Origin of the sequence: Nocardiopsis synnemataformans, assembly GCF_965343085.1 — a bacterium.
In the GTDB taxonomy this organism is placed as follows: domain Bacteria; phylum Actinomycetota; class Actinomycetes; order Streptosporangiales; family Streptosporangiaceae; genus Nocardiopsis; species Nocardiopsis alborubida.
The window spans coordinates 157,990-180,493 of record NZ_CBDRFA010000006.1; the positions used below are offsets into that span (position 1 = coordinate 157,990).

General features: G+C 72.0%; 26 protein-coding genes and 1 pseudogene. 11 read left to right on the forward strand and 16 right to left on the reverse strand.

What is annotated here, in order from left to right; all coding sequences use genetic code 11:
- Window positions 1-45: 45 nt before the first annotated feature.
- From ACSIH6_RS05095 to ACSIH6_RS05105, 3 genes are all read right to left on the reverse strand, one after another.
- Window positions 46-837, reverse strand: a complete 792-nt coding sequence (locus ACSIH6_RS05095; protein ID WP_435107067.1) for an alpha/beta fold hydrolase — start codon at window positions 835-837, stop codon at window positions 46-48.
- Between the two features lie 286 nt (window positions 838-1,123).
- The gene (locus tag ACSIH6_RS05100) at window positions 1,124-2,425 is read right to left on the reverse strand and encodes an MFS transporter (protein WP_435107036.1); all 1,302 of its coding nucleotides are present in this window, start codon (window positions 2,423-2,425) and stop codon (window positions 1,124-1,126) included.
- A gap of 236 nt (window positions 2,426-2,661) precedes the next feature.
- The gene (locus tag ACSIH6_RS05105; protein ID WP_435107037.1) at window positions 2,662-3,249 is read right to left on the reverse strand and encodes a TetR/AcrR family transcriptional regulator; all 588 of its coding nucleotides are present in this window, start codon (window positions 3,247-3,249) and stop codon (window positions 2,662-2,664) included.
- 107 nt (window positions 3,250-3,356) lie between these two features.
- Here ACSIH6_RS05105 and ACSIH6_RS05110 point away from each other — a divergent pair, with 107 nt between their 5' ends.
- Window positions 3,357-3,545 (forward strand): hypothetical protein, encoded by a 189-nt coding sequence (locus tag ACSIH6_RS05110; RefSeq protein ID WP_435107038.1) that lies wholly within the window; start codon window positions 3,357-3,359, stop codon window positions 3,543-3,545.
- 18 nt (window positions 3,546-3,563) lie between these two features.
- Here the strand turns inward: ACSIH6_RS05110 and ACSIH6_RS05115 are convergent, their stop codons facing one another.
- Together ACSIH6_RS05115 and ACSIH6_RS05120 are read right to left on the reverse strand one after the other, a co-directional pair.
- A complete protein-coding gene (locus ACSIH6_RS05115; protein ID WP_435107039.1) occupies window positions 3,564-4,061 on the reverse strand; it encodes a MarR family winged helix-turn-helix transcriptional regulator in 498 nt (165 codons plus the stop codon).
- 41 nt (window positions 4,062-4,102) lie between these two features.
- Window positions 4,103-4,366 (reverse strand): NAD(P)H-binding protein, encoded by a 264-nt coding sequence (locus ACSIH6_RS05120; protein WP_435107040.1) that lies wholly within the window; start codon window positions 4,364-4,366, stop codon window positions 4,103-4,105.
- 621 nt (window positions 4,367-4,987) lie between these two features.
- On the opposite strand from ACSIH6_RS05120, the gene ACSIH6_RS05125 reads away from it, so the two are divergent.
- Window positions 4,988-6,604: an alkaline phosphatase D family protein gene (locus ACSIH6_RS05125; protein ID WP_435107041.1), complete on the forward strand. Its 1,617-nt coding sequence runs from the start codon at window positions 4,988-4,990 to the stop codon at window positions 6,602-6,604.
- A gap of 67 nt (window positions 6,605-6,671) precedes the next feature.
- Here the strand turns inward: ACSIH6_RS05125 and ACSIH6_RS05130 are convergent, their stop codons facing one another.
- Both ACSIH6_RS05130 and ACSIH6_RS05135 read right to left on the reverse strand, forming a co-directional pair.
- Entirely contained in the window at window positions 6,672-7,277 is a 606-nt protein-coding gene (locus ACSIH6_RS05130; protein ID WP_435107042.1) for a Uma2 family endonuclease, read from the reverse strand.
- 83 nt (window positions 7,278-7,360) lie between these two features.
- Window positions 7,361-8,062, reverse strand: coding sequence for a metal-dependent transcriptional regulator (locus tag ACSIH6_RS05135; protein WP_435107043.1), 702 nt, complete (start codon window positions 8,060-8,062; stop codon window positions 7,361-7,363).
- Between the two features lie 125 nt (window positions 8,063-8,187).
- On the opposite strand from ACSIH6_RS05135, the gene ACSIH6_RS05140 reads away from it, so the two are divergent.
- On the forward strand, window positions 8,188-8,994 hold the full coding sequence (locus tag ACSIH6_RS05140; RefSeq protein ID WP_435107044.1) for a potassium channel family protein: 807 nt from the start codon (window positions 8,188-8,190) through the stop codon (window positions 8,992-8,994).
- Window positions 8,995-9,111: 117 nt separating this feature from the next.
- On the opposite strand, the gene ACSIH6_RS05145 is transcribed toward ACSIH6_RS05140, so the two are convergent.
- On the reverse strand, window positions 9,112-9,318 hold the full coding sequence (locus ACSIH6_RS05145) for a hypothetical protein (RefSeq protein ID WP_435107045.1): 207 nt from the start codon (window positions 9,316-9,318) through the stop codon (window positions 9,112-9,114).
- A gap of 95 nt (window positions 9,319-9,413) precedes the next feature.
- Between ACSIH6_RS05145 and ACSIH6_RS05150 the strand changes: the two genes are divergently transcribed.
- Both ACSIH6_RS05150 and ACSIH6_RS05155 read left to right on the forward strand, forming a co-directional pair.
- Complete coding sequence (locus tag ACSIH6_RS05150) at window positions 9,414-10,325, forward strand: LysR family transcriptional regulator (RefSeq protein WP_435107046.1); 912 nt, start codon at window positions 9,414-9,416, stop codon at window positions 10,323-10,325.
- Window positions 10,326-10,377: 52 nt separating this feature from the next.
- Window positions 10,378-10,506: a hypothetical protein gene (locus tag ACSIH6_RS05155; protein ID WP_435107047.1), complete on the forward strand. Its 129-nt coding sequence runs from the start codon at window positions 10,378-10,380 to the stop codon at window positions 10,504-10,506.
- 4 nt (window positions 10,507-10,510) lie between these two features.
- Here the strand turns inward: ACSIH6_RS05155 and ACSIH6_RS05160 are convergent, their stop codons facing one another.
- The gene (locus ACSIH6_RS05160; protein WP_435107048.1) at window positions 10,511-11,350 is read right to left on the reverse strand and encodes a class I SAM-dependent methyltransferase; all 840 of its coding nucleotides are present in this window, start codon (window positions 11,348-11,350) and stop codon (window positions 10,511-10,513) included.
- Between the two features lie 209 nt (window positions 11,351-11,559).
- Window positions 11,560-12,426 carry an NAD(P)-dependent oxidoreductase gene (locus ACSIH6_RS05165; RefSeq protein WP_435107049.1) on the reverse strand — a complete coding sequence of 289 codons (867 nt, stop codon included), beginning with the start codon at window positions 12,424-12,426 and terminating at the stop codon, window positions 11,560-11,562.
- 91 nt (window positions 12,427-12,517) lie between these two features.
- On the opposite strand from ACSIH6_RS05165, the gene ACSIH6_RS05170 reads away from it, so the two are divergent.
- Window positions 12,518-13,099, forward strand: coding sequence for a TetR/AcrR family transcriptional regulator (locus tag ACSIH6_RS05170; RefSeq protein ID WP_435107050.1), 582 nt, complete (start codon window positions 12,518-12,520; stop codon window positions 13,097-13,099).
- Window positions 13,100-13,160: 61 nt separating this feature from the next.
- Here ACSIH6_RS05170 and ACSIH6_RS05175 read toward each other — a convergent pair whose 3' ends face one another.
- From ACSIH6_RS05175 to pabB, 3 genes and pseudogenes are all read right to left on the reverse strand, one after another.
- Window positions 13,161-13,550: a nuclear transport factor 2 family protein gene (locus tag ACSIH6_RS05175; protein ID WP_435107051.1), complete on the reverse strand. Its 390-nt coding sequence runs from the start codon at window positions 13,548-13,550 to the stop codon at window positions 13,161-13,163.
- A gap of 135 nt (window positions 13,551-13,685) precedes the next feature.
- Window positions 13,686-13,862: pseudogene (locus ACSIH6_RS05180) on the reverse strand (DUF4291 family protein); the annotation flags it as partial.
- Between the two features lie 42 nt (window positions 13,863-13,904).
- Window positions 13,905-15,971, reverse strand: coding sequence for an aminodeoxychorismate synthase component I (gene pabB, locus ACSIH6_RS05185; protein WP_435107052.1), 2,067 nt, complete (start codon window positions 15,969-15,971; stop codon window positions 13,905-13,907).
- 153 nt (window positions 15,972-16,124) lie between these two features.
- Here pabB and ACSIH6_RS05190 point away from each other — a divergent pair, with 153 nt between their 5' ends.
- Window positions 16,125-16,373: an SHOCT domain-containing protein gene (locus ACSIH6_RS05190; RefSeq protein ID WP_435107053.1), complete on the forward strand. Its 249-nt coding sequence runs from the start codon at window positions 16,125-16,127 to the stop codon at window positions 16,371-16,373.
- A gap of 4 nt (window positions 16,374-16,377) precedes the next feature.
- Here ACSIH6_RS05190 and ACSIH6_RS05195 read toward each other — a convergent pair whose 3' ends face one another.
- Entirely contained in the window at window positions 16,378-17,805 is a 1,428-nt protein-coding gene (locus ACSIH6_RS05195; RefSeq protein ID WP_435107054.1) for a sugar porter family MFS transporter, read from the reverse strand.
- Window positions 17,806-17,999: 194 nt separating this feature from the next.
- Between ACSIH6_RS05195 and ACSIH6_RS05200 the strand changes: the two genes are divergently transcribed.
- On the forward strand, window positions 18,000-18,611 hold the full coding sequence (locus tag ACSIH6_RS05200) for an HAD family hydrolase (RefSeq protein ID WP_435107055.1): 612 nt from the start codon (window positions 18,000-18,002) through the stop codon (window positions 18,609-18,611).
- A gap of 59 nt (window positions 18,612-18,670) precedes the next feature.
- Here ACSIH6_RS05200 and ACSIH6_RS05205 read toward each other — a convergent pair whose 3' ends face one another.
- Both ACSIH6_RS05205 and ACSIH6_RS05210 read right to left on the reverse strand, forming a co-directional pair.
- Window positions 18,671-19,177: a nuclear transport factor 2 family protein gene (locus tag ACSIH6_RS05205; RefSeq protein WP_435107056.1), complete on the reverse strand. Its 507-nt coding sequence runs from the start codon at window positions 19,175-19,177 to the stop codon at window positions 18,671-18,673.
- 83 nt (window positions 19,178-19,260) lie between these two features.
- The gene (locus tag ACSIH6_RS05210; protein WP_435107057.1) at window positions 19,261-20,157 is read right to left on the reverse strand and encodes an oxidoreductase; all 897 of its coding nucleotides are present in this window, start codon (window positions 20,155-20,157) and stop codon (window positions 19,261-19,263) included.
- 56 nt (window positions 20,158-20,213) lie between these two features.
- On the opposite strand from ACSIH6_RS05210, the gene ACSIH6_RS05215 reads away from it, so the two are divergent.
- From ACSIH6_RS05215 to bioB, 3 genes are all read left to right on the forward strand, one after another.
- Window positions 20,214-20,831, forward strand: coding sequence for a TetR/AcrR family transcriptional regulator (locus ACSIH6_RS05215; protein WP_435107058.1), 618 nt, complete (start codon window positions 20,214-20,216; stop codon window positions 20,829-20,831).
- 66 nt (window positions 20,832-20,897) lie between these two features.
- A complete protein-coding gene (locus tag ACSIH6_RS05220) occupies window positions 20,898-21,239 on the forward strand; it encodes a phosphotransferase (protein ID WP_435107059.1) in 342 nt (113 codons plus the stop codon).
- A gap of 129 nt (window positions 21,240-21,368) precedes the next feature.
- A complete protein-coding gene (gene bioB, locus ACSIH6_RS05225; protein WP_435107060.1) occupies window positions 21,369-22,430 on the forward strand; it encodes a biotin synthase BioB in 1,062 nt (353 codons plus the stop codon).
- Window positions 22,431-22,504: the final 74 nt, after the last annotated feature.

Genomic DNA, 22,504 nt, shown 5'->3' on the forward strand with positions numbered 1-22,504 from the left:
TCTGTGCCTGACGGCCACCGGCGGGACCGGCTGGCGGAACACTCCCTAGACGCGGGTCCGGCAGCGGTCCAGGAACCGGCGCAGCACCTCGTTGAACCGCGCGGGCCGCTCCAGGTTGGGCAGGTGCCCGGCGCCCTCGATGATCTCCACGACCGAGTCCGGCACCAGCACGTGCATGGACTCGGTGAGATCGGGCGGGGTGAACACGTCGTGCTGGCCCCCCACCAGCAGGGTCGGCGCGGACACCCGGCGCAGCAGGGGCACGTAGTCCTGGCGCCTGGCGCGGCCCAGCAGGGCGGCCGCCGCGCCCTCGGGCGGGGCCGCGTACATCATCGCGCGCACGTGGTCGGCCACCGCGGGCAGTTCGCGTACGTTGTCGGCGGTCATCATGCCCACGAGCATCTCGTCGCCGTAACCGCGCATGCCCTCGGCGCGCAGCCGCTCGGCCAGCGCCACGCGGGCGGCCCTGCCCTGTTCGGTCTCGGCACTGGGGTTGGTGGCGGCCAGTGTCAGCGAGTCGACGCGGTCGGGGAAGAGCCGGTACAGCTCCAGGGCGATCTGGCCGCCCATCGACAGTCCCACCACGCTCACCACGTCCAGGCCCAGGTGGTCCAGGAGCGCGTCCAGGTCGCGGGCGAAGGTGTCCAGGTTCGTGGTCCCGGGGACGACGGTGCTGCTTCCGTACCCGCGCAGGTCGGGGGCGATCACCCGGTAACCGCGCCCTGCCAGAGCCCTGACCTGGGGTTCCCACATGGTGCGGTCGAAGGGGTGACCGTGGATCAGGAGGGTGGGGTACCCGGCCCCGCGGTCGGTGTAGGTGACGTTGATCCCGCGCACGGAGGCGATGCCCGGGCCGTCACTGCTCGCCGTGTTCGTCGTCTGATGTGCCACAGGAACCGATGCTATTCAGGCGGGCAAGGGCCCTGGCCACCGAGGGTCCTCCAGAGGCGGGGCACGGTCGGGCCGTAGGTGGTCCCTCGACACCTACGGCCCGCGGGTACCGCGGCCCGCCGTCCTCGGGCGCGGTACGGCGTGGCGGGCGTGCGCCCGCCACGCGGTGCCGGACGCGGAGCGCCCGACTACAGGGGAGACGCGCGCGGACGCCGTCGGGTTCGGACGGGATTCAGCGGTGTGCCGCCCCCTTCCGGTCAGGGGACAGGCCGGACCGACGGGGCGGACGGGCCCCGCGCCCGCCGTGGCCCAGGACGAGCGCCGCCACCAGGTAGGGCGCCGCGAACAGGGCGAACGCCAGGGCGTGCCCGGTCATGGCGAACACCCCCGCGTACAGCAGGTAGGAGGCCGTGGTGAGGGCGTCGGTGCCCAGCCCGGCCAGGGAGGTGACGGTGGCCCGGCTGGACCCGGTGATGCGGTCCTGGAGGCGGGCGTCGGCGACCACGCCCGCGGTCTGGCAGAGGCCGAAGCCCACGCCGATCAGCACCCATCCCGCCGGGCCGCCCAGCAGGGCTCCGGCGGCGATGGCGGGCGCTGCCAGGCCCACCAGGACGGCCAGGAGCCGTACGGGCAGCCGGGAGGCGGGACCGGCCAGCAGGCCGCCCAGGGGCACGAAGATCCATACCACCAGGACCGCCACGGGGACGGTGGCGGTGGGGACGCCGGACTCGGCGACGAGCAGGGGGACGTACTCGTCCAGCGTCCCCCAGAACGCGGTCACCGCGACCACGAGCACGATCGCGCCGCGCACCCGTCGGTTGGAGCGGGCCTCGGCCAGTCCGCCGCGCAGGGCGTCCAGGTAGCCGGAGGGCCCCTCCTCCTCTGTCTCCGCCTCCGTGTCCTCGGCCGTCGCGGCGGCGTCAGCGGACACGGAGCCGCCCGTGGTGGCGCGGTGCTCGGGCAGGGCCAGGGCCGCCAGGGCGCACAGCACACAGGCGGTGACGCTGGCCGCGCCGACCGCCGCGTAGCCGCCGTGGGCCATGACGGGGATGGCCAGCAGGGTGGCGGCGCCGACGGCGGCCACGTCCAGGGCCCGGGTCACGCCCATGACCCGGGCGTAGCGGTCGGACGCGTCGCGGCGGGCGAGTTCGGTGTAGACGAGGGCTTCGAGGGCGCCCGAGGACAGGGCGCCGCCCGCACCCCACAGGACGAAGCCGAGAGCGAAGGTCCAGTAGCCGGGCCACAGCAGCCACAGCGTGAACGCGCACGCGGCCAGGAGCGGCGCGGCGGCCAGCAGGTAGCGCCGCGGCACCACGTCGGCCCAGGCCCCGGCGGGGACGGACACGACGACCGAGGACAGCGACCAGAGCACGAACAGGGAGCTGATCTGGGCGACGGTCAGGCCGGTCTCGTCGAACAGCAGTGCGTACAGCGGGTAGAGGAGGACGAACTCCCCCAGGGCCGCGTAGGCGTACAGGGGTCGGGTCAGACGGGACGGACGCGTGCCGGGGGCACGCGAGGACAGGGTGGTCATGGAGGTCTCTCGGTCGAGCGGAGGCGGACACCGGGGCGGGGATCGCCCGGGGTGGGCCGCGTGCTCGGACCGAGGACCGGCTGGGGACTTAATGTCGCTGGAACATGCCTCCAGGATAGGCGTGCGCCCGTCGCCGCGACAGGGGGTGTGGACAACCCCCGCGAGGGCTGTCGTGCCACGCGGGTCCCGGACGCGGCCGCCCTCACCCGCACGGCGGCCGCGTCCGCGCGTCGCCGTCAGTCCGCGCGGCCGGGGCCGGGGACGATGCGCTCGACAGCGTCGGTCACCAGGTCGTGGAGCCGGTCCTGGGCGAAGAGGTCGGGCAGGGTGAGCCGTTCCAGGATGAGCCAGTTCAGCGCCAGGTAGAGCAGGACGACGGTGGTCGCGTCGCCGGGCATGCCGGACTCGATGTGGAAGGCGATGTTGGCGTCCACGTCGGCGCGGATGCGCTCGGTGAGCAGCTGGCGCAGCTCCGGCCGCCGGGTGGCCTCCAGGCGCAGTTCCAGCAGGGCCAGGTAGCCGGAGGGGAAGCTGCTGACGCGCTCCACCATCTCGTGCATCAGCTCGGTGACCCTGTCGCGGTCGCGCGGTCCCCCCTGGGCTGCGGCGATCACGTCGCTGTCGGGGTCCAGGCGTTCGTAGAAGCGGTGGCCGACCTGGGTGAGCAGGTCGTCGCGGTTGTTGAAGTAGTTGGACGCCGTGCCGTTGGGGACGGCCGCCTCGGTGTCCACGGCCCGGAAGGTCAGTCCTCGCGCGCCCTCGCGGGCGAGCACCTCGATGGCCGCGTCGAGCAGGGCCGCCCGGCGTGCCGGATTCTGCCTCATGTCAGATCTCTCCTCAGAACGAAGTTGACATCACTTCGATCGTAGTACTATGTTCTTACCACTCCGAGCAGAGTACTACGATGTAAGCAGATCTGAGAGGAAGCCCCATGCGTGCCACCCCCATCCGACTGGACCTGACCGCCGCGCCGTTCGCCGAGGTCCGTCCGAAGATCGCCGTACCCTTCACCCCGCTCCCCGCCCAGCCCCATCCGCGACGCAGATACCGCGACGAGCAGCCCCAACCCCGTTCGGTGCGGCGTGCCAGGCCGCTGCCCAAGCCGGGCGGCGTCCGTTGACCACCGCCGCGGGCGTGGTCAGATCCCGTGCAGCTCGCGGGCCCAGGCCTCCAGCCCGGCGGCGAACCCCTCCCGCTGCTCCGGCGAGAGCCGGTCGAAGGTCCGCAGCAGGGACCGGGCACGGCTGGCCACGAACGCGCGCATGAGGTCGAGGTGCTCGTCGGCCAGCGACACCAGGGCGCGCCGCCGGTTGGCAGGGTCCTCGCGGCGCACCACCAGTCCCACCCGGGACAGGTCGCCGACCAGTTCGCTGACGGTGGAGGGGCCCACACCCAGACGCGAGGAGAGCTCGCCCATCCCGAGTTCCTGGCCGTGGACCAGCTGGGACAGCACCGCGCCGTGCCGGGCGGTGAGGTGGTGGTCGGTGAACAGCCGCCGCAGTGCGGCGGGCATCTCGGCGTGGGCGCGGCGGTAGTAGGTCTCGATCAGGGGCACGAAACGCAGCGCCCCCTCCACCAGTTCGCGGTCCGGCACGCGTGTCTCGTGGGCCTCTTCCCGGCCCGGCCCCTGCTCCATGCGCCGATGCTACCGGGGGGCGTGACGTGGTCGTTCGGAGCTCAGTCGGCGACGCCGACGGCCCGGCGCACGGTGGCCGGGTCGTCCAGGACCCGCAGCAGCGCGTGCGCCAGGTCCGCGCGGGAGATCCGGTACCCGGAGGGCACGTTGCGGCCCAGGACCAGGCGGTACTCCCCCGTGGCGGGGGCGTCGGTCAGCTGGGGCGGGCGTACGACGGCCCAGGCGGCGCCGCTGACCTCCAGGGCGGCCTCCATCCGCCCCAGGTCGAGGTAGGCGTCGCGGAAGAGCCTGCCGACCAGCGGCATGAACCGCGTTCAGGGCCTGGTCCACGACGTGGCGCCCAGGACGGTGATGCGCATGCTGACTCCTCGCAGGGGCTGGGGGGTTTCGGAACAACATCATAGTTCGGATGACCGAAGTGCTTGTTCGGGATCGGTTTCCTCCGTGACGGCAGCGGAGGCTTCGGTCAACGCTGCCTCGGACGCACACCGGCGGCGTTCTCCGCCCGCACGGACGACGGGATCCGACGAGCACCCCAGGTGGGTGAGGCGCTCCTCCCGGTTCAGGTGTTCAACCGCACGCCCGGTCCTCCAGGGTGGTGGTGTCCTCGGGAACTCGTGTCCGGATGCTGGGCCCGAAAGTTCTGTCGGATCGCCGCGCTCCGCGACTCCCTCGCCGCATGTCCCGGCGGACGGTCCGATCATGGCCCCGTCGCACGGCCCGCACAACGAGTTTTCCGATCCTTCAGCGTGTTGCGGGCCTGACCTGCGCCGCAACAGGCTGTCACCTGTTAGTCACCCTAAGGGGCCCAACGTTCACCACCCGGTGGTTGGGACGTTCCGCCCGCCATGGCCGGATAGAGCACGGTCCCCCGCCCGGCCCGACACGGGGTCGGGTTCCCCCGCGACCCGATCAGGAGACCGTCCATGCCCGGAATCCCCCGCACCCCCGCCCCCGTTCCCCTCCCCGCCGCGACCGTCAGCAGCGCCACCCGGCGCCAGGCCCTGGTCGGCGGCGCGGCCACCCTGGGCGCCGTCGCGCTGGGCACCGCCTGGAGCCCCGGCGTCCAGGCCGACGCCTCCGTCCGCGCCGACGCCGCCACCCGGTCGGGCGGCATCGCCGAGCCCTTCACCCTGGGCGTCGCCTCCGGCGACCCCTTCCACAGCAGCGTCGTGCTCTGGACCCGCCTGGCCCCCAACCCCTTCGCCGAGGACGGACTGGGCGGCATGCCCGACCGGCGGGTGGAGGTCGAGTGGCAGATGTCGGAGGAGGAGGGCTTCGGTCTCCTCTCCGCGTCCGGAACCGTGGAGACGGGCCCCGACGCCGCCCACTCGGTGCACGTGGAGGCGCAGGGGCTGCGGCCCGGCGCCGAGTACTTCTACCGGTTCCGCGTGGGCAACGAGATCAGCCAGGTCGGCCGCACCAAGACCGCCACGCCTCCCGGGATCCGCACGGACCGGTTCTCCTTCGCGTTCGCCAGCTGCCAGAGCTACGCCGCCGGGCACTACAACGCCCACGCGCACCTGGCCGAGGAGGACCTGGACCTGGTCGCGTTCCTGGGCGACTACATCTACGAGACGGGCGGCCAGGGGAGCCTGGGCCGGGGTCACCTCCCCGACCGGGAAGTCCGCACCCTGGCCGAGTACCGCGTCCGGCACGCCCAGTACAAGAGCGACGCCAACCTCCAGGCCGCGCACGCCGCCTTCCCGTGGGCGGTGGTCTTCGACGACCACGAACTGGAGAACAACTGGGCCGACGACCAGTCCAACGGAGAGGACGTCCCGGCCGAGGAGTTCCTGCGTCGGCGCGCCCAGGCGCTGAAGGCCTACTACGAGCACATGCCGCTGCGCTTCGCCCAGACGCCGGTCGGTCCCGACATGCAGCTCTACCGCAGACTGGCCTTCGGCGGCCTGGTGGACATGCACCTGCTCGACACCCGCCAGTACCGCGACCCGCAGGTGTCCGACGCCGAGCGCGGCGACCCCTCGCGCACCCTGCTCGGTGCCGGGCAGAAGCGGTGGCTGCGGGAGGGGCTGTCCTCGTCGCGGGCCCGCTGGAACGTGCTCGCCCAGCAGGTGTTCTTCTCCCAGCGCGACTTCGCCGAGGGGGAGGCGACCGACTTCAGCAACGACGCCTGGGACAACTACCTCGTGGACCGCAACGAGGTCCGTGACCAGCTGGCGCGCACGCGCAACGGGGTGGTGATCACCGGGGACGTGCACGCCAACTACGTGTGCGACGTCAAGGCCGACTTCGACGCCCCCGAGTCGCCGACGGTGGCCACCGAGCTGGTGGGCACGTCCGTCACCAGCGGCGGTGACGGCACCGAGCAGGCCCCCGGTGACGAGGTGCAGCTGCGGGAGAACCCGCACATCAGGTTCGTCAACCGCAAGCGGGGCTACGTGCGCAACGTCGTCACGCCCACCGAGTGGACGGCCGACTACCGCGTCGTGGACCGCGTGAGCGAGCCGGGCTCGCCCATTCGCGACCGGGCGCGGTTCGTGATCGAGGACGGTGTGGCGGGCGTGCGCGCCGAGGGGTGAGCCCTGACGCGGGTCCGGACGGCGGGTGCGCGCCACCCGTCGCCCGGACCGGGTCGAGGCGACCGGCTCAGCGGCGCTGGATCTCGGTCAGGTCGATGTCGATGGGGAAGGGCCTGGAGGTCTTGAGGCGCTGCCGATGAACTGTGGGCCTGGCGTATCCGCCGGTGGGAGCGAGCTCATGAGCGAACACCACGGCTTCGCCCCGGTCCTGTTCGATCAGCCAGAAGTTGGGGATACCGGCCTCGGCGTACAGCTGCGGTTTGCGCTCACGGTCACGCAGCTCCGACTCGGGAGAGACCACCTCGACCACCAGTTCCACCGCCTCGGGTGCGAACCAGGTCTGCTCCGTCCCCCCGGTCGCCTGGGTCTGCACCAGGAGGAGGTCGGGTTCGGGCCTTTGCCGCGGACCGAGTTTGAGGGTCATCTCCCTGCGCACGCGCAGGCGGTCGGGGGCCTGCTCGAACAGGCGGGTGTCCAGGACCGACAGCACAACCGTGTGGAAGTTGCGTTGAGGGGTCACCAGTACCAGGCTTCCGTCGATGAGTTCGGTGTGCGGCGGAAGATCCGGGATGCTGTCCAGGTCGTCGGCGGTGAATCCCTCCGGAGGCGGGGTCAGCGGCTCGTACCGGGATTCGGTGGAGGACTGGCGTTCGGCCACAGGGGAAACGGGCATGTCGCTGCCTCCGGTCGTCGGATCGTTCTCGTCACCCACGGTAGCCACATCCTTCGGACGGCGACGGCGTTTCGGGGAATCTCCTACCCCTGGTCGTCGGGGCTGATCCACAGTGCCTCGGCGGCCACCAGGCCCAGGGCCTGGGAGCGCTCGGGAGCGCCCTCGTCGCGACCCACGGTGATCTGCATCGACCCGGCGTAGGGGCGGCGCTCGGCCACCTCCACGCGCATCCCGATGCCGATCTCGATGTCGGCCAGGTAGCGCAGCAGGTCGGGGTCGGTGTCGTTGACGCGCACGATCACGCCGCTGACGCCCTTCTCCGCCTCCGACAGCAGCAGGCTCTCGCGCTCGACGATGTGGCCCTCGCGGGTGGGGATGGGGTCGCCGTGCGGGTCGACCACGGGATCGCCCAGGTGGTGGGCGATGCGGTCGACGAACTTGTCCGAGACCACGTGTTCGAGGATCTCGGCCTCGTCGTGCACCTCGTCCCAGGAGTAGCCCAGCTCGGCGACCAGGTAGGTCTCCAGCAGGCGGTGGCGGCGCAGCACCGACAGGGCCGCCTTGGTCCCGGGCTCGGTGAGGTTGACCGCGCCGTAGCGGCGGTGCTCCACCAGGCCCAGTTCGCTGAGTTTGCGCAGCATGCCCGACACCGAGGAATTGGACACCGACAGGCGCTCGGCCATGCGGGAGATGGTCACCGGCCCGGTGCCGCGTTCCTGGAGGTCGTAGATGACCTTCACGTAGTCCTCAACCGACGTGGACGGTCGTGTCGGTGCGTTGTCCATGGCCACAACCGTATCGCGGACGCCTCATCGGCCACCATGTGCGCACCAGCCCTGTGGACAACCCGAGCCGGCCGGAAGGGTACCCGGGCGTGGCCTGGGAGAACGGGGTTTGGTCGAATCGGAGCGTGGAACAGCACAGCACGTCCTCCTCCCCCCGACCCCCGGACCGCATGAAGCGCTGGCGGTCCGCGACCGAACTGCCGCTGGTCGCCGCGGCCCTGGTGTTCATCGGCGCCTACGCCTGGCCCGCCGTCGACCCCGACCTGTCCCCGTACTGGCAGGAGCTGTGCGGGGTGCTCATCGCGGTCGTGTGGGCGGTCTTCGCCGCCGACTACGCCGTACGTCTGTACCTGTCACCGGACCGGTGGACCTTCGTACGACAGAACCTGCTGGACCTGCTGATCGTGGTGCTGCCGGTCCTGCGCCCCCTGCACCTGGTCCGGCTCCTGACCGTCGTGTCCCTGCTGCACCGGCACATGTCGGTGTCCCTGCGCGGGCACGTACTGCTGTACACCGCGGGCATCACCGTCGTCATGCTCGTCATGGCCTCGGTGAGCGTCCTGCGCGCGGAGCAGGGCGCCCCGGACGCCAACATCACCACACTCGCCGACGCGTTCTGGTGGTCGCTGGTGACGGTGTCCACCGTCGGCTACGGAGACCTGTACCCGGTCACCGGCACGGGCCGCCTGATCGCCGCCTTCCTCTTCGTCATGGGCATCGGTCTGCTCGGCGTCATCACCGGGACGCTGTCCACGTGGCTGGTCCAGCGCGTGGAGGACGGCAACGGGACGCGCGAGCGGGCCGCCGACGAGGACACCGCGCGGCAGCTGCGTGAACTCACCGAACAGGTCCGCGAGCTGAGGGCCGAGCTGGGCCGCGCCGCCGCGGCGGCCGAGCCGGCGCCGTCGGAGAGCGGGCGAGCCGACCCGTGAGTGACCGGCGTGCCAGGGCCCGGCGCATCGCGCGGTGTCCGGCCGCTCCACCGGAAAGGAGGGAGCGTCTCCTTCCGGCGAGGGCGCTCACTCGCACAGGGGGACCTGTGGACGACCTCAGGCGCGGCATCCCCGGGGGTCCGGATCCGGCGTGGGACGGCCGCGCGAGAGGACGTGTGTCCCCGTCGCGCTGATCTCGCGCACCTGCACCGAACCGCAGGCGCAGCGCACCCACACGGTGAGGCCGCGGCCGGTGGTGTGCCGGGACACGACCCGGAAGGGCTGGTCGTCGGGCCAGCCGCAGTGCGGGCAGACAGTGGTCATCGTGCACCTCCTCCTCGGTTCCGCCACCAGCTTCGCCCTCAAAACTGTTAAAGTCCAGGTTGATTCTGTGAATGAAACCGTGAAGAATCACCTTCATGATCGACCTTCGACGCCTGCGTATCCTGCGGGCCGTCGCCCACTACGGCACGGTCACCGCGGCGGCGGAGGCCCTGCACTTCACCCCCTCGGCCGCCTCCCAGCAGATCCGCCAACTGGGGCGGGAGCTGGGCGTCGCCCTCCTGGAGCCGAACGGCCGGGGCGTGCTGCTCACCCCGGCCGCGCGCAGCCTGCTGGGGCACGCCGACGCCATCCAGGCGCGGTGGGAGCAGGCCGAGACCGAGATGCTCGGGCTGGGCACCGAGCCCTCCGGAACCCTGCGGGTGGCGGCCTTCCCCACCGCGCTGTCGTGCCTGCTCGTGCCGATGGCCGCCGCCCTGCGCGCCGACCACCCGCGACTGGATGTGCGACTCCTGGAGGCCGAACCCGGCGAGTGCGTGGACCTGCTCTTCCGGGGCGACATCGACCTGACCGTCATCGAGGTCGCGCCGGGCTCCCCGCCGCCCACCGACGTCCGCTTCGACCAGGCGCCGCTGCTGGACGACGTGCTCGACCTGCTGGTGGCAGACGGTCACCGCCTCGCCGGGCGTGCGAGCGTGCCGCTGGAGGAGGTCGCCACCGAGCCCTGGGTGCTGTCGCCGCCGGACACGACCTGTCGCGCGCACGCCGTGATGGCGTGCGGTGCGGCGGGCTTCACGCCCCACGGGCCGCACCAGGCGCGGTCGTGGAGCTCGGTGACCACCCTGGTCGCGCACGGCCTGGGGGTGGCGCTGGTGCCCCGCCTGGCCGACGTCTCCCCCGCCCTGCCGGTCACCCGGGTGCGCGTGGAGGGCCCCCGCGCGCCAGTGCGCAAGCTGGTGACCTGTACCCGCAGGGGTTCGCGCGAGCACCCCTCGGTGACGGCGGCCGTGCGGGCCCTGGAGCGGATCGCACCCGAGGCCACCGCCTGAGCCCGCGGTGGTCGTTCTTGCCCGGTAACGACCCGCGACCACCGGCGGCTCGGTGGGATCCGCCCTCACCGCGCTGCGCGAGTGCGCCCCAGACCGCGGGCTCTTCGACGGGAACGAGGAGGAGCACGCGCGCCGTCACCGTGTTCCCCTGTTCCTGCTGCTGGCGGGACGGCTCGCGTGAGGGATCACCCCGGGCGGCGCGCGACCACCGAGAAGTTCAGCGGGATCCTGGGGGCGCCCTCGGGCAGCCGCCACCCCTCCGGGCACTCCACCAGGCCGGGAAAGGCGGGCCAGTCCATGAACGGGTGCTCCCCGAGCGCCTCGACGACCAGTCCGGCCTCCAGCAGCGCGCCCGTCACCTCGGCCAGGTCGTGGCGCCACTCGTGGTTGACGGTCTGCGTGATGGAGTCCGTGGGACCGTCGGTGTAGGTGGCCGCGTCGTCGTAGACGTTCGCTCCCCCGCCGCTGAGGTAGTCGCCGCTCACCTGCCACGGCTCGAAGTCCATGGCGCCCAGGATCGGGTGGTCGTCGCGGATCGCGAACACCCCGCCCGGTTCCAGCAGGTCGTGGATCGACCTGGCCCACGAGCGCAGCTCGGGGAGCCACACGATCGTCCCGGCGCTGGTCACGACCACCTCGAACGTGCGGTCGACGGCCTGCGAGGCCTTACACGCGTCGCCTTCGACCCAGGTGACGTCCGCGCCGACGGCGTCGGCGATGCGCCGGGCGTGGGCCAGCGAGTTCGGCGACAGGTCCAGGCCGTGGACGTCCACGGCGCCCAGTTGGGCCCAGCAGACGGTGTCGGTGCCGATGTGGCACTGCAGGTGCAGCAGCGACCTCCCCGCCACCGTGCCACCCTCCAGGTGGGGCGCGAGCACCGCGAGGTCGTTGCGCACGACCGGTGAGAGGCGCGAGGGGTCCGCGATCAGCCCGTCGACGTCGTACATCGCCGACCGCGCGTGGACGTCGGCGCGCTGGTCCCAGTTCGCGCGGTTCTGGGAGATCGCCCTGTCGTACTCGCTCACGTCTGTCTGCCTCGCTCCGTGTGTGCGCGGGGTGCGGGCGGGCGGCGCCGCCCGCACCGGCGTCCTGCGCGCCGAGGGGCGGCATTCCCCCGGCCACCGGACGCGCCGCCCGATGGTACAGCTCCGTCCGCCCGCCCCGCCGGGATTTTCCGGGCGCGCACCGACCCCAAGGAGAGCGCCTCCGGGAGGCGCCCCCCGGCCGCGAGGCGTCAGCCCTTCAGCACCTCGGTCAGGCTGGTCAGGCTGTCCCCGCCGCGCCCGGCCGCGACCCCCTTGCGCATCACGGCCAGCACGGCGGCGGGCAGGGAGCCGTCCACGCCGGAGGCCTCCACCGTGTGCAGTACGTGCTCCATGCTGGCCGCGCCCATGGTCAGGCGGTCCACGTCTCCCCCGTGCTCGCCCGCGTCGACGCGCGGCGCGTAGAACTCCAGGAAGTAGCGGAAGTCCATGGTCTTCAGGGCGATGGGAAGGAACTCCCGCGCCGAGACGCCGTGGGCCGATGCCGTGGCCTGGGCGTGCACGTAACCGACCAGGCCCGTCCAGAACATGTCCATGCCCAGCTGGTAGAACAGCGCGGCCAGGCCGGGGTCCTCCCCCAGGTACTCGATGCCCGTCAGCACCTCCAGGGCGGTCCGGTGGGTCTCGACCGCCTCCTTGGGGCCGCTGTAGTAGGTCATGGCGTCCGGACCGCCGATGCCGGGCGGCGGGACCTGGACCCCGCCGGTGACCTGCACGCCTCCGCGATCAGCGGCCCAGCGCGCCGCCTCCCGGACGCGGTCGGGGGTATCGGAGCTGAGGTTGACCAGGGTGCGCCCGGCCAGGGCCGACGGGTCGGCGGTGCCGAGGATGTCGTACATCGCGGCGTAGTCGGTCAGGCTCAGCACCACGAGCCGGTTCGCCCTCAGCGCCGCCTCCGCGCTCTCCGCCCGCACGGCGCCCCGGGCCACCAGCGCGTCGGCCCGGTGGGCGGTGCGGTTCCACACCGTCACCGCGTAGCCGCTGTCCAGGTAGGCGTCGGCCATGGCCCGACCCATGGGGCCCAGGCCGATCACGGTCACCGATCCGGTGCTCATCATGCCCTCCACATTTCTAAAACGAACGTTCTACTCAGGTCCCGAGATGGTAGCACAGCCCTAGAGCGAGCGTTCTATTCACTAGACTGGGCGCATGAGGACCCAGCACGAGATCGGTACGAGGGAGCGGATCGTCCGGGCGACCTCCCGCCTGATGCAGAGGCAGGGCTACGGCGCCACCGGCCTCAAGGAGATCTCCCGTGAGGCCGAGGCGACCCTGGGCTCGATCTACCACTTCTTCCCCGGAGGCAAGCGGGAGCTGGCGGTCGCGGCCGTCCGCCACGGGGACGAGGAGTTCGCCCTGGCCCTGCACGAGGTGTTCGCGCGGGTGGACGACCCGGCCGAGGCGATCATCGCCTGCACCCGGAACCTGGCAGCGGGGCTGCGCGCCTCCGGCTGGCTCGACGGCTGCCCCATCACCACCGTGGCCCTGGAGAGCGCCGGACTCGACCCCGGTATCCAGGAGGCCGCCGCGCGGGCCTTCGAGAACTGGCGCGGCCTGGTGCGCGACAAGCTGCTGCGCTCCGGGTTCGGGGAGGAGGACGCCCGCGAACTGGCCCACACGGTGGTCGCCGCCCTGGAGGGCGCCGAGATGTCCGCGCAGGTCTCCCGGAGCGAGGCGCCGCTGGAGATCGCCGGAAGGCACCTGGCCCGGCTCGTCGACTCCTACCGCTGAGGGCGGCGGTCCCCGGCCGCCGACTCCACCGGGCGCGTGTTCCGCACCGCGCGCCCGGCAGTCAGGACGCGGGCGTGCCCTGGTGGTGGTACATCCGCCACGCGCCGTCCGCGTTCCGGCGCCACAGGGAGCTGCGCAGGGTCCGCGCCCCGTCGGCCTCGGTGGCGTAGGTCAGGTGCACCAGGTCCGGGGCGAGCAGCCGCCCCACCATGTCGGTGACCCGCACCCGCCGCCCCGCCCCGACCGTGTCCGGGCCGTCCATGGCGGGCAGCTCGGCCAGCATCGTCTCCCTGTCCCAGCGCCTGCCCGACCTGCCCACCTCGGTGAACTCGGGGTCCAGCAGCTCCCCGGCGAGCCTGCGCGAGGCGCGCACGTGGGGCTCCAGCAGCCGCAGCTCCCCCTCGATCACCCGCTGGACCGCCTCGCCCGCCCCGCCCTCGGCTCCGTACATCCCTCGTCCACCCGTCTGAGCTGTTCGACTACGGCGACAGTAACCGGGGCGGTCCCTGGTCACACCCGCGACGTCGTGTTCGCGGGCGGGGCGCAGGTGGTCTAGCTCACCCGGCCCAGCCGGGTAGGGGCGCTCGGCGGGCAGCAACCGGGTCGCCGCGACCGTGTCCCCCTCCTGGACCAGTGTGTGCACCCGGTGGACGAAAGGGGTGACGTCGGTGACCGAGACGATCCACTCGTCCGCGTAGCGCCGCGCGGCCGCGCCCGCCAGCCCCAGTTGCAGGGAGCGGTGTTCCAGCGGGGTCAGGTACAGGTCGCGGCAAGCGGTTTTCCGCCTCCGCCGGGGCCAGGCGGATCAGCGCGCGCGGGCGGGCACGTCGGCCTTGAGCAGCATCTCCTCGTACTCCTCCTCGGGGTCGGAGTCCAGCACGACCGCCCCGCCCGCGCCGATGGTCAGATTGCCGCCGCTGAGCACGGCGGTGCGGATGACGATGCTGAGGTCGGCCGCGCCGGAGGAGGACACGTAGCCCAGCGCGCCGGAGTAGATCCCGCGCGCGGAGGTCTCCAGACGGTCGAGGACGCGCATGGTGCGCTCCTTGGGTGCGCCGGTCATCGACCCCCCCGGGAAGCAGGCGCGGACCGCGTCCACGGCCGACACCCGCGGGCGCAGCGTGCCCCGCACGGTGGAGACCAGCTGGTGCACGGTGGCGTAGGACTCGGTGTACATGAACGCGGGCACCTCGACGCTGCCGACCTCGCACACCCGGCCCAGGTCGTTGCGGAGCAGGTCGACGATCATGAGGTTCTCGGCGCGGGTCTTGGCGCCGGTGCGCAGCTCGCGGGCCGCGCGCGCGTCGGCGGCCGGGTCGCTGTGGCGCGGCGCGGTGCCCTTGATGGGGCGGCTCTCGGCCGTGCGGTCGCCGTCCACGCGCAGGAAGCGCTCGGGTGAGGCACTGAGCACGCTCGTGGGTCCCAGGCGCAGCAGGGCGGCGTAGGGCGCGGGACTGGCGGCGCGCAGGCGGCGGTAGGGGTCCAGGTCTCCTCCGCCGTGGGGCAGGCGGACCCGGTTGGTCAGGCAGATCTCGTAGCTCTCCCCGGCCGTGAGCTCGGCCAGGCACTCCTTGACGTCGGCGACGTAGTCCTCGCGAGGGCGCTCCAGAAAGCGGGCCAGTTCGGCGGATGGGGCGGCGGGGGCGGGTGCGGGCAGCTGTGGCAGGTCGGTGAGGGTGGCCAGGGTCGCGTCGAGCCAGGCGTCGCCGTCGGGGAGGTCGTCGGCGCACACCGCGTAGGTGCGGTTCCCGTGGTGGTCGACGGCCACGAACCGGTCGCAGCCCAGCCACACGGCGTCGGGTTCGGGCGAGGTGTGGGCGCTGTCGCCGCCGCAGTCGGCCTTGAGCTCGTAGCCCAGGTAGCCGACGTACCCTCCGGCGAAGTCGAAGGGTAGACCGGAGGGCGAGGGGCGGGGGACGCGGCGGTCGAGGGCGTCGAAGACGCTGCCGGGCTCGTGGTGCTCGGTGCCGTCCGCGGCGCGCACGGTGACGGGGCCGCCGACGCGGTAGGTGAGTACCTCGCCGGTGGCGGCGCCGAGGAAGGAGAAGCGCGCGGGCCCCTCCGGGCGGGAGCTGTCCAGCCAGAACGCGTACTCGGCGTCCCCGTACAGGCGGGCGAAGGCGGCCTCGGTGTCCACGGCCAGGGGGAGTTCGCGTGTGCGGACGGTCGGGGTGACCGTGGCAGCGGGGGCGGGTCCGGAGCGTTGTGTGGGCTCCGTCGTCGGGGCGCCCCCGCCCCGGGTGGTCGCGTCCCGACCCGGGGACGGGTCCGGGTGCGCGGCCGGGAGGGTGATGTGCGGGCGGGCCAGGTCCAGGAAGTTCGCGACCAGATCGGCGCCGTGCTCGCTGGCCACCGACTCGGGGTGGAACTGCACGCCCCAGCGGGGCAGCGTGCGGTGCTCCAGGCCCATGACCACGCCGTCCTCGGCCCAGGCGGTGGCCGTCAGCGCCTCGGGCAGGGGTTCGGGAACGGCCAGGGAGTGGTAGCGCACGGCGGTGAGGTCCTGGGGCAGGCCCGCGAACAGGCCCGCGCCGGTGTGCCGGATCCGGGACAGGTGGCCGTGGCGGGGCTGGGGGGCCGAGACCACGTCGGCCCCGGCCAGGTGGGCGATGGCCTGGTGGCCCAGGCACACTCCCAGGACGGGCAGCCGGGTGTGGGCCAGGAGTTCGGGGACGCGGCCCAGGTCGCGGGGGTTCTGGGGGCGGCCCGGGCCCGGTGAGACGACCACGGCGTCCACGTCCGCCGGGTCGAGCCGGTCCCAGCGGGGGTCGTCGTGGGTGAGTACCTCGGGGGTCCGGCCGAGGACGCGCGCCAGGAGCTGGAAGAGGTTGTAGGTGTAGGAGTCGTGGTTGTCCACGAGGAGGACGCGCATAACCACCCTTTTCGTCCGGATCGCGACAATCCAGGTTACGGCGCTCCGGGCGGGGCGGTTGTCCACAGGAGCCAAGAACCCCTGGAGAAGGGCCCCCGACGCGGGTACACAAGAAAGGGGAAGAGCGGTTCTTCCAGAAGTGGGGAGCAAACGATGACCTACGTCATGGCAGCGGTCGTCATCATGATCATGGTGGCGCTGGGCGTCTTCTTCGTCGTCACGGTGGCGTCCGTGGCGGGCGCGGCCCGTACCGACCTCGCCCGCCCGGGACGGCGCCGGGCCCCCGCCGCGCCCGCGCCACAGGCCGTGGACGCGGCGGAGGAGGAGTTGCGGCTCAGATACGCGCGCGGCCAGATCGACCGCGAGGAGTTCCTCCAGCGCAAGATCGACCTGGAGCGCTGAGCCCTCAGCCCCGCATCTCCTCCAGGGTCTTGCCGCGGGTCTCCTTCACGAACCTCAACACGAAGAAGAACGACACCAGCGCGAAGAACGCGTACATCAGGTACGTGCCGCTCAGACTCCAGTCACGCAGGCTCGGGAAGCTCACGGTGATGAGCCAGTTGGTGAGCCACTGGGTCGCGGTGGCCACGCCCATCGCCGCGGCGCGGATGCGCAGCGGGAACATCTCCCCCAGCAGCACCCACACGACCACGCCCCACGACAGCGCGAAGAAGAGCACGAACAGACTGGCCGCGCCCAGTGCCACCGCGCCCCAGCCGAACGACAGCGTCACCTCCTCGCCCTGCACCACCGCGTGGCTGAAGGCGTAGGCGGCCAGCGCCAGCGCCACCGTCATCCCGGCCGAGCCCACCAGCAGCAGCGGCTTGCGGCCCACCCGGTCCACCAGCAGGATCGCCACGAACGTACCCACGATGTTCACGATGGAGGTGAACAGGCTCAGCAGCAGCGAGGACGACTCGTCCACGCCCACCGACTGCCACAGCGAACTGGAGTAGTAGAAGATGACGTTGATCCCGACCAGCTGCTGGAACGCCGAGACGGCCATACCGATCCACACGATGGGCAGCAGGCCGTAGCGGCCGGTCAGGTCGCTCAGCCTGGTCCGGACCTCCGAGCCCAGCGCCTCACGGATCTCCCCGATGCGTTTGTCCACCCGCGCGGTCCCGCCGCCCTCCACGTCGGCCAGGATGCGACGGGCGCGATCCGTCTGCCCCACGCGTACCAGGTAACGGGGCGACTCGGGGATGAGCAGGCTCAGCCCCAGGTAGACCAGGGCGGGCAGGACCTCGATGCCCAGCATCCACTGCCAGGCCTGGACCGGCCCCAGCATGCCGCTCGCGGTGCCGTCGGCGATCTGGGCGATGCCGTAGTTGACCAGCTGCGAGGCGGCGATGCCCAGCACGATGGCCAACTGCTGCAACGACGCCAAACGGCCCCGGTAGGCGGCGGGCGAGACCTCGGCGATATAGGTCGGTGCGATCACCGAGGCCAGGCCGATGGCGACACCGCCCAGGATCCGCCAGGCGGTCAGGTCCCACACGCCGAACGGCAGCGCCGAGCCGATGGCGCTGATCGCGAACAGCACACCGGCGATCTGCGTGGTGCGGATACGGCCGATGCGGTCGGCCAGGGCGCCCGCGACCGCGGCGCCCACCACGCAGCCCAGGAGCGCGGAGGCGACCGTGAAGCCGAGCGTGGCCGGTCCCACGCCGAACCGCTCCTGGATGGCCGGTACCGCCCCGTTGATGACGGAGCTGTCGTAGCCGAACAGGAAACCGCCCATCGCCGCGGCCGCGGCGATCATCGTCACGTGGACGATGTTGGCCTCCCCCTCCGGAACCGACTCGTCCCCGACCTGTCTGGCTCCGCTCACGTCCCTCGTCCTTCCCCCGTCACACAGTGCTCGTCCCAAGAGTGGACACGCCGGGGAGCCGAGGGTCACGGACAAAACGCCCATGGGCCAAAAGATGTCCATCGTTTGGCCCACAACGTGTATCGGTCACGCGGCGGCCGACCGCGTACGATCTGGACGGGTTCCCGATGGTGCCGCGAGGAAGGTGTGTTCTGTTGACCGTGCTCTTCGACCTGTTCGGCGTCCTGGCCCGCCACCAGTCCGAGGAGGGCAAGGACCGGCTGGTCCGGGCCGCGGGCGCGCCCGCCCCGGCCTTCTGGGAGGCGTACTGGGCGCGGCGTCAGCCCTACGACCGCGCGGACGTGAGCGCCGCCGAGTACTGGCGCGGCGTGGGCGACGACCTGGGCGCGCGCTTCGGCGGGGAGCGGATCGCCGAGCTCGTCGAGGCCGACGTCGCCAGCTGGAGCGCCGTGGACGAGACCATGGTCGCCCTGGTCGAGGAGCTCGCGGCCTCCGGTCGGCGCCTCGGTCTGCTGTCCAACATCCCCGAGGAGCTGGCCGCCCACTACGAGGCGCACCACCCCTGGCTCGACAACTTCCACGTGCGCGCCTTCTCCTGCCGCATCCGCCGCGCCAAGCCCGAACCGGGCGCCTACCGGTGGTGCCAGGAGGCCCTGGGGGCGGAGCCCGGACGGATCCTCTTCGTCGACGACCGTGAGGAGAACGTCCGGGCGGCGGAGGCGCTGGGCATGGGCGGCCACGTGTTCACCACCGCCGACGGGTTCCGTGAGAGCCTCGCGCGCTGGGAGTCCGCCCCGCGGAGCTGAGCCCCGTCCGTCGGGCGCCGGGGCCCGGGTCAGGCCCCGGCGCCCGACGGGGCGCCCTCTCAGGCGAGGGCGGACCGGAAGACGCCGAAGTTCCCGGTCATCCACAGGGCCGTCAGCTTGACCTTGGCGATGCGCCAACCGCTCGGGGTCCGGGTGAACCGGTTCGTGTAGTACCCGTACACCGTCTGGTCACTGTCGCCCAGGCTGTTGGGCAGGTGGTGGCTCGCCCGCACGTAGGCCACACACGTGGCGTGGTCGTCCCCGTCGAAGGTGATCACGTGGTTCGTGATCATGTGCTGCGTGGCCTTGAAGGACTCCATCCGTGGCGCGGTACCCGCGACCCACTCGTCGGCCGTCACCCGCATGACCGGTTGGCCGAAGCCCTCGCTGAAGTCGGCCTCGACCTCGTCGGTGAAGCAGGAGCGGAACAGCTCCCAGTCACGTGAGTCGGTTCCGGTGGCGTAGCGGGTCTGGACTTCCCTGATCTCGGCCCGATCCAGAAGACGCCTGAGTTCGGTGTCGTACGGTCGCGTTTCGTGTGGCTGTGTTTCTTGTGGCCGTGTCATCGGACATTCCTTTCTTGTGGCCGCGACGATGTCAGCGGCGGTGGGGTTCGTGAACGCTCGAACCCCTGGCGCTGCAAGGGATCTCAGGCAGCGTGAGGTGTCCTCAGCGGAAAGGCCACTCCGGTGAGTTCCTCGGAGGACTCCCACAGCCGGCGTGCGGCGTCGGCGTCACTCGCCTTCGCCGCGCGCCGGACCAGCTTCGGCGCGCCCCGGAGCCCCATGAGGCGACGGGGTCCGGCATAGCTGTCGCCGGAAACGTCCGCCGTGGCGGCGTAGAGCGTCGGCAGGGCGCCGTCTTCCGCGCTCTGCGTGACCAGGCCGATCAGTGCCTGGCTCGCCCGCAGCCGCAGGTTCCGCCCTTCGGGCCTCATCAGGTTCGTGGCCGAGATTCCGGGGTGCGCGGCTGTCGATATCACCGGAGAACCGGCCTCGTCGAGGCGCCGTTGGAGTTCGGAGGTGAACAGGAGGTTGGCGAGTTTGGACTGCCCGTAGGCGGAGTACTCCCGATAGGGCTTGCGCTCCCAGTTGAGGTCGGCGAAGTCGATCGAGCCGATCAGGTGCGCGAGCGAGGCCACCGTGACGACCCTCTCCCGAATCCGCGGCAGGAGCAGGTTCGTGAGTGCGAAGTGGCCGAGGTGGTTGGTCCCGAACTGCAACTCGAAACCGTCGGCGGTGCGGGACATCGGCGGGAGCGACAGACCGGCGTTGTTGACGAGCAGGTCAACGGGCTCGGTGAGCTGCCGCGCGAACGCCCGGACCGAGGACAGGTCGGCGAGGTCGAGCCCACGGACCTCGACGTCCCCGGTCATCATCGCGGCGGCGGCGCGGCCCTTATCGAGGTCGCGGACGGCGAGCAGGACCCGCGCACCCCGTTCGGCGAGGACGCGAGCGGTGACGCGTCCGATGCCGCTGTTCGCGCCGGTGACGACGACGGTGCGACCGGTCATGGAAGGGACGTCTGCAACGGAGAATGCTGACATGACTCCGAATGTAGTCACTGCAAACAATGATGTCAATGCAAACATCACGTGTTAGGATGGCGGACGTGACCGAACCCGCCGGGCAGCGCCCCTACCACCACGGCAACCTCCGCAGCGCGATCCTTGACGCGGCCGAGCGCCAGCTGCGCGAGCACGGAGCGGACCAGCTCTCACTCCGGGATCTGGCCAGGGAGATCGGCGTGAGCCACGCCGCGCCGCGGCGGCATTTCGCCGACCGTCAGGCGCTCCTCGACGCACTGGCCGAGGCGGGCTTCGTCCAGTTGGGCAGCGCGCTGCGCACCGCGCTGGCGGAGGCGGGAGACGCGTTCGACGTGCGGGTGCACAGAGCCGTGCTGGCCTTCGCCCGTTTCGCCACCGAGAACGCCGCGTTGCTCGAACTGATGAACTCCGGCAAACACCGGCCGGGGGCCACACGGATCGCCGAGGCGGCCGAGGCGGCCTTCGGTCAGGTGAGCGAGCTGATTGAGGAGGGGCAGGAACACGGCGCGCTCGAACACGGTGATCCCGAACGCATCGGGATCATCCTGTACGCGACCGTGCAGGGCATCGCGACGATGGTCAACGGCAACATGATCGACGCGGAGAGGCTCGACGGGCTGGTCGAGACCGCGGTCGAGCAGTTCCTGCGGGGCGCCAGCCCGCGCGGCCAGTAGCCCCACCCGTGGACCAGGCCGCCGTGAACGCGCGGGAGGATCGCCACCCCTCTATCGTTGCTTCGCATGACAGCCCACGAGACGGACATCACGGAGGACCTGATCCGGGACCTGCTGCGCGATCAGCACCCCGACCTGTCGGATCTCCCCCTGGAACTCGGAGCGCTCGGCTGGGACAACCAGGTGTGGCGGCTCGGCGACGACCTCGCCGTCCGGTTGCCCCGGGCGACGCGGTCCGCGGATGCGCTGCTGCGCAAGGAACACACCTGGCTGCCCGCCCTCGCTCCGATTCTTCCCCTGCCGGTCCCCGTCCCGCAGCACCTTGGAGAGCCCTCCGGGCGGTTTCCGCGGCCCTGGCCCGTCACCACCGGGGCGCCGGGTGAACCCGCCGCCCCCGCCCGTCGCTGACACGCCGCTCCCGCCGCCTCCACCGTGGGAGGGACGGGGACAAACGACCGCCCCGCACAAGACTTCCGCCGTGTTTTTGGCTGGTTCGGCGGCTGTGCCGCCCGCGTCCGGGGCTCCAGGATCGTCCCCGTGACCACATTCCTTCCCCTGGCCGAGAAGGCCCTTCGCCGCGAGACGCCCACCCGCGCCGAACTCCTCGGGGTTCTGAGCAGCTCCGACGACGACCTGATGGACCTGGTCGCCGCGGCCTTCCGCGTCCGACAGCGCTACTTCGAGCGCCGCGTCAAGCTCAACTACCTCGTGAACATCAAGAGCGGACTGTGCCCGGAGGACTGCTCCTACTGCTCCCAGCGCCTGGGCTCCGACGCCGAGATCGTCAGGTACACCTGGCTCAAGCCCGACCAGACCCGCGAGGCCGTCTCCCACGGGGTGAAGGCGGGCGCCACCCGGGTCTGCCTGGTGGCCAGCGGGCGCGGCCCCACCGACCGCGACGTGGAGCGCCTGGCCCCCGCCATCGAGGGCATCAAGACCGAGCACCCCGGCGTGGAGGTGTGCGCCTGCCTGGGCCTGCTCTCCGAAGGCCAGGCCGACCGGCTGCGCCAGGCCGGGGCCGACGCCTACAACCACAACCTCAACACCTCGGAGAAGCGCTACGCCGACATCTGCACCACCCACGAGTTCACCGACCGGGTGGACACCGTGACCAGGGCCAAGCACGCGGGCCTCTCCCCCTGCTCCGGGCTGATCGCGGGGATGCGGGAGAGTGACGACGACCTGGTCGACGCCCTGTTCGCGCTGCGCGAGCTGGAACCGGACTCGGTACCGGTCAACTTCCTCATGCCCTTCGAGGGCACCCCGTTGGAGGGCACCTGGGAGCTGACCCCGCAGAGGTGCCTGCGCGTCCTGGCCGCCGCGCGGTTCGTCTTCCCCGACGTGGAGGTGCGCCTGGCGGGCGGCCGCGAGATCCACCTACGCTCCCTCCAGCCGCTGGCGCTGCACATCGCCAACTCGGTGTTCCTGGGTGACTACCTCACCAGCGAGGGGCAGGCGGGCCGGGCCGACCTGGAGATGATCGAGGACGCCGGTTTCACCGTGCAGGGCGCGGGCGAGCCCACCCTGCCCAGGGAGCGCCACGACCTGCTCAGGCCGCGCCAGCGGGGCGCCGGAACCGCTCTTCCGCCCAACGCCTGACACCGGCGCGGCCCGAGGGCGCGGCGCGCTCCGTCCCCCGCGCGCCGCGCGGGCCCGGGCCGCTCATGGGCGAG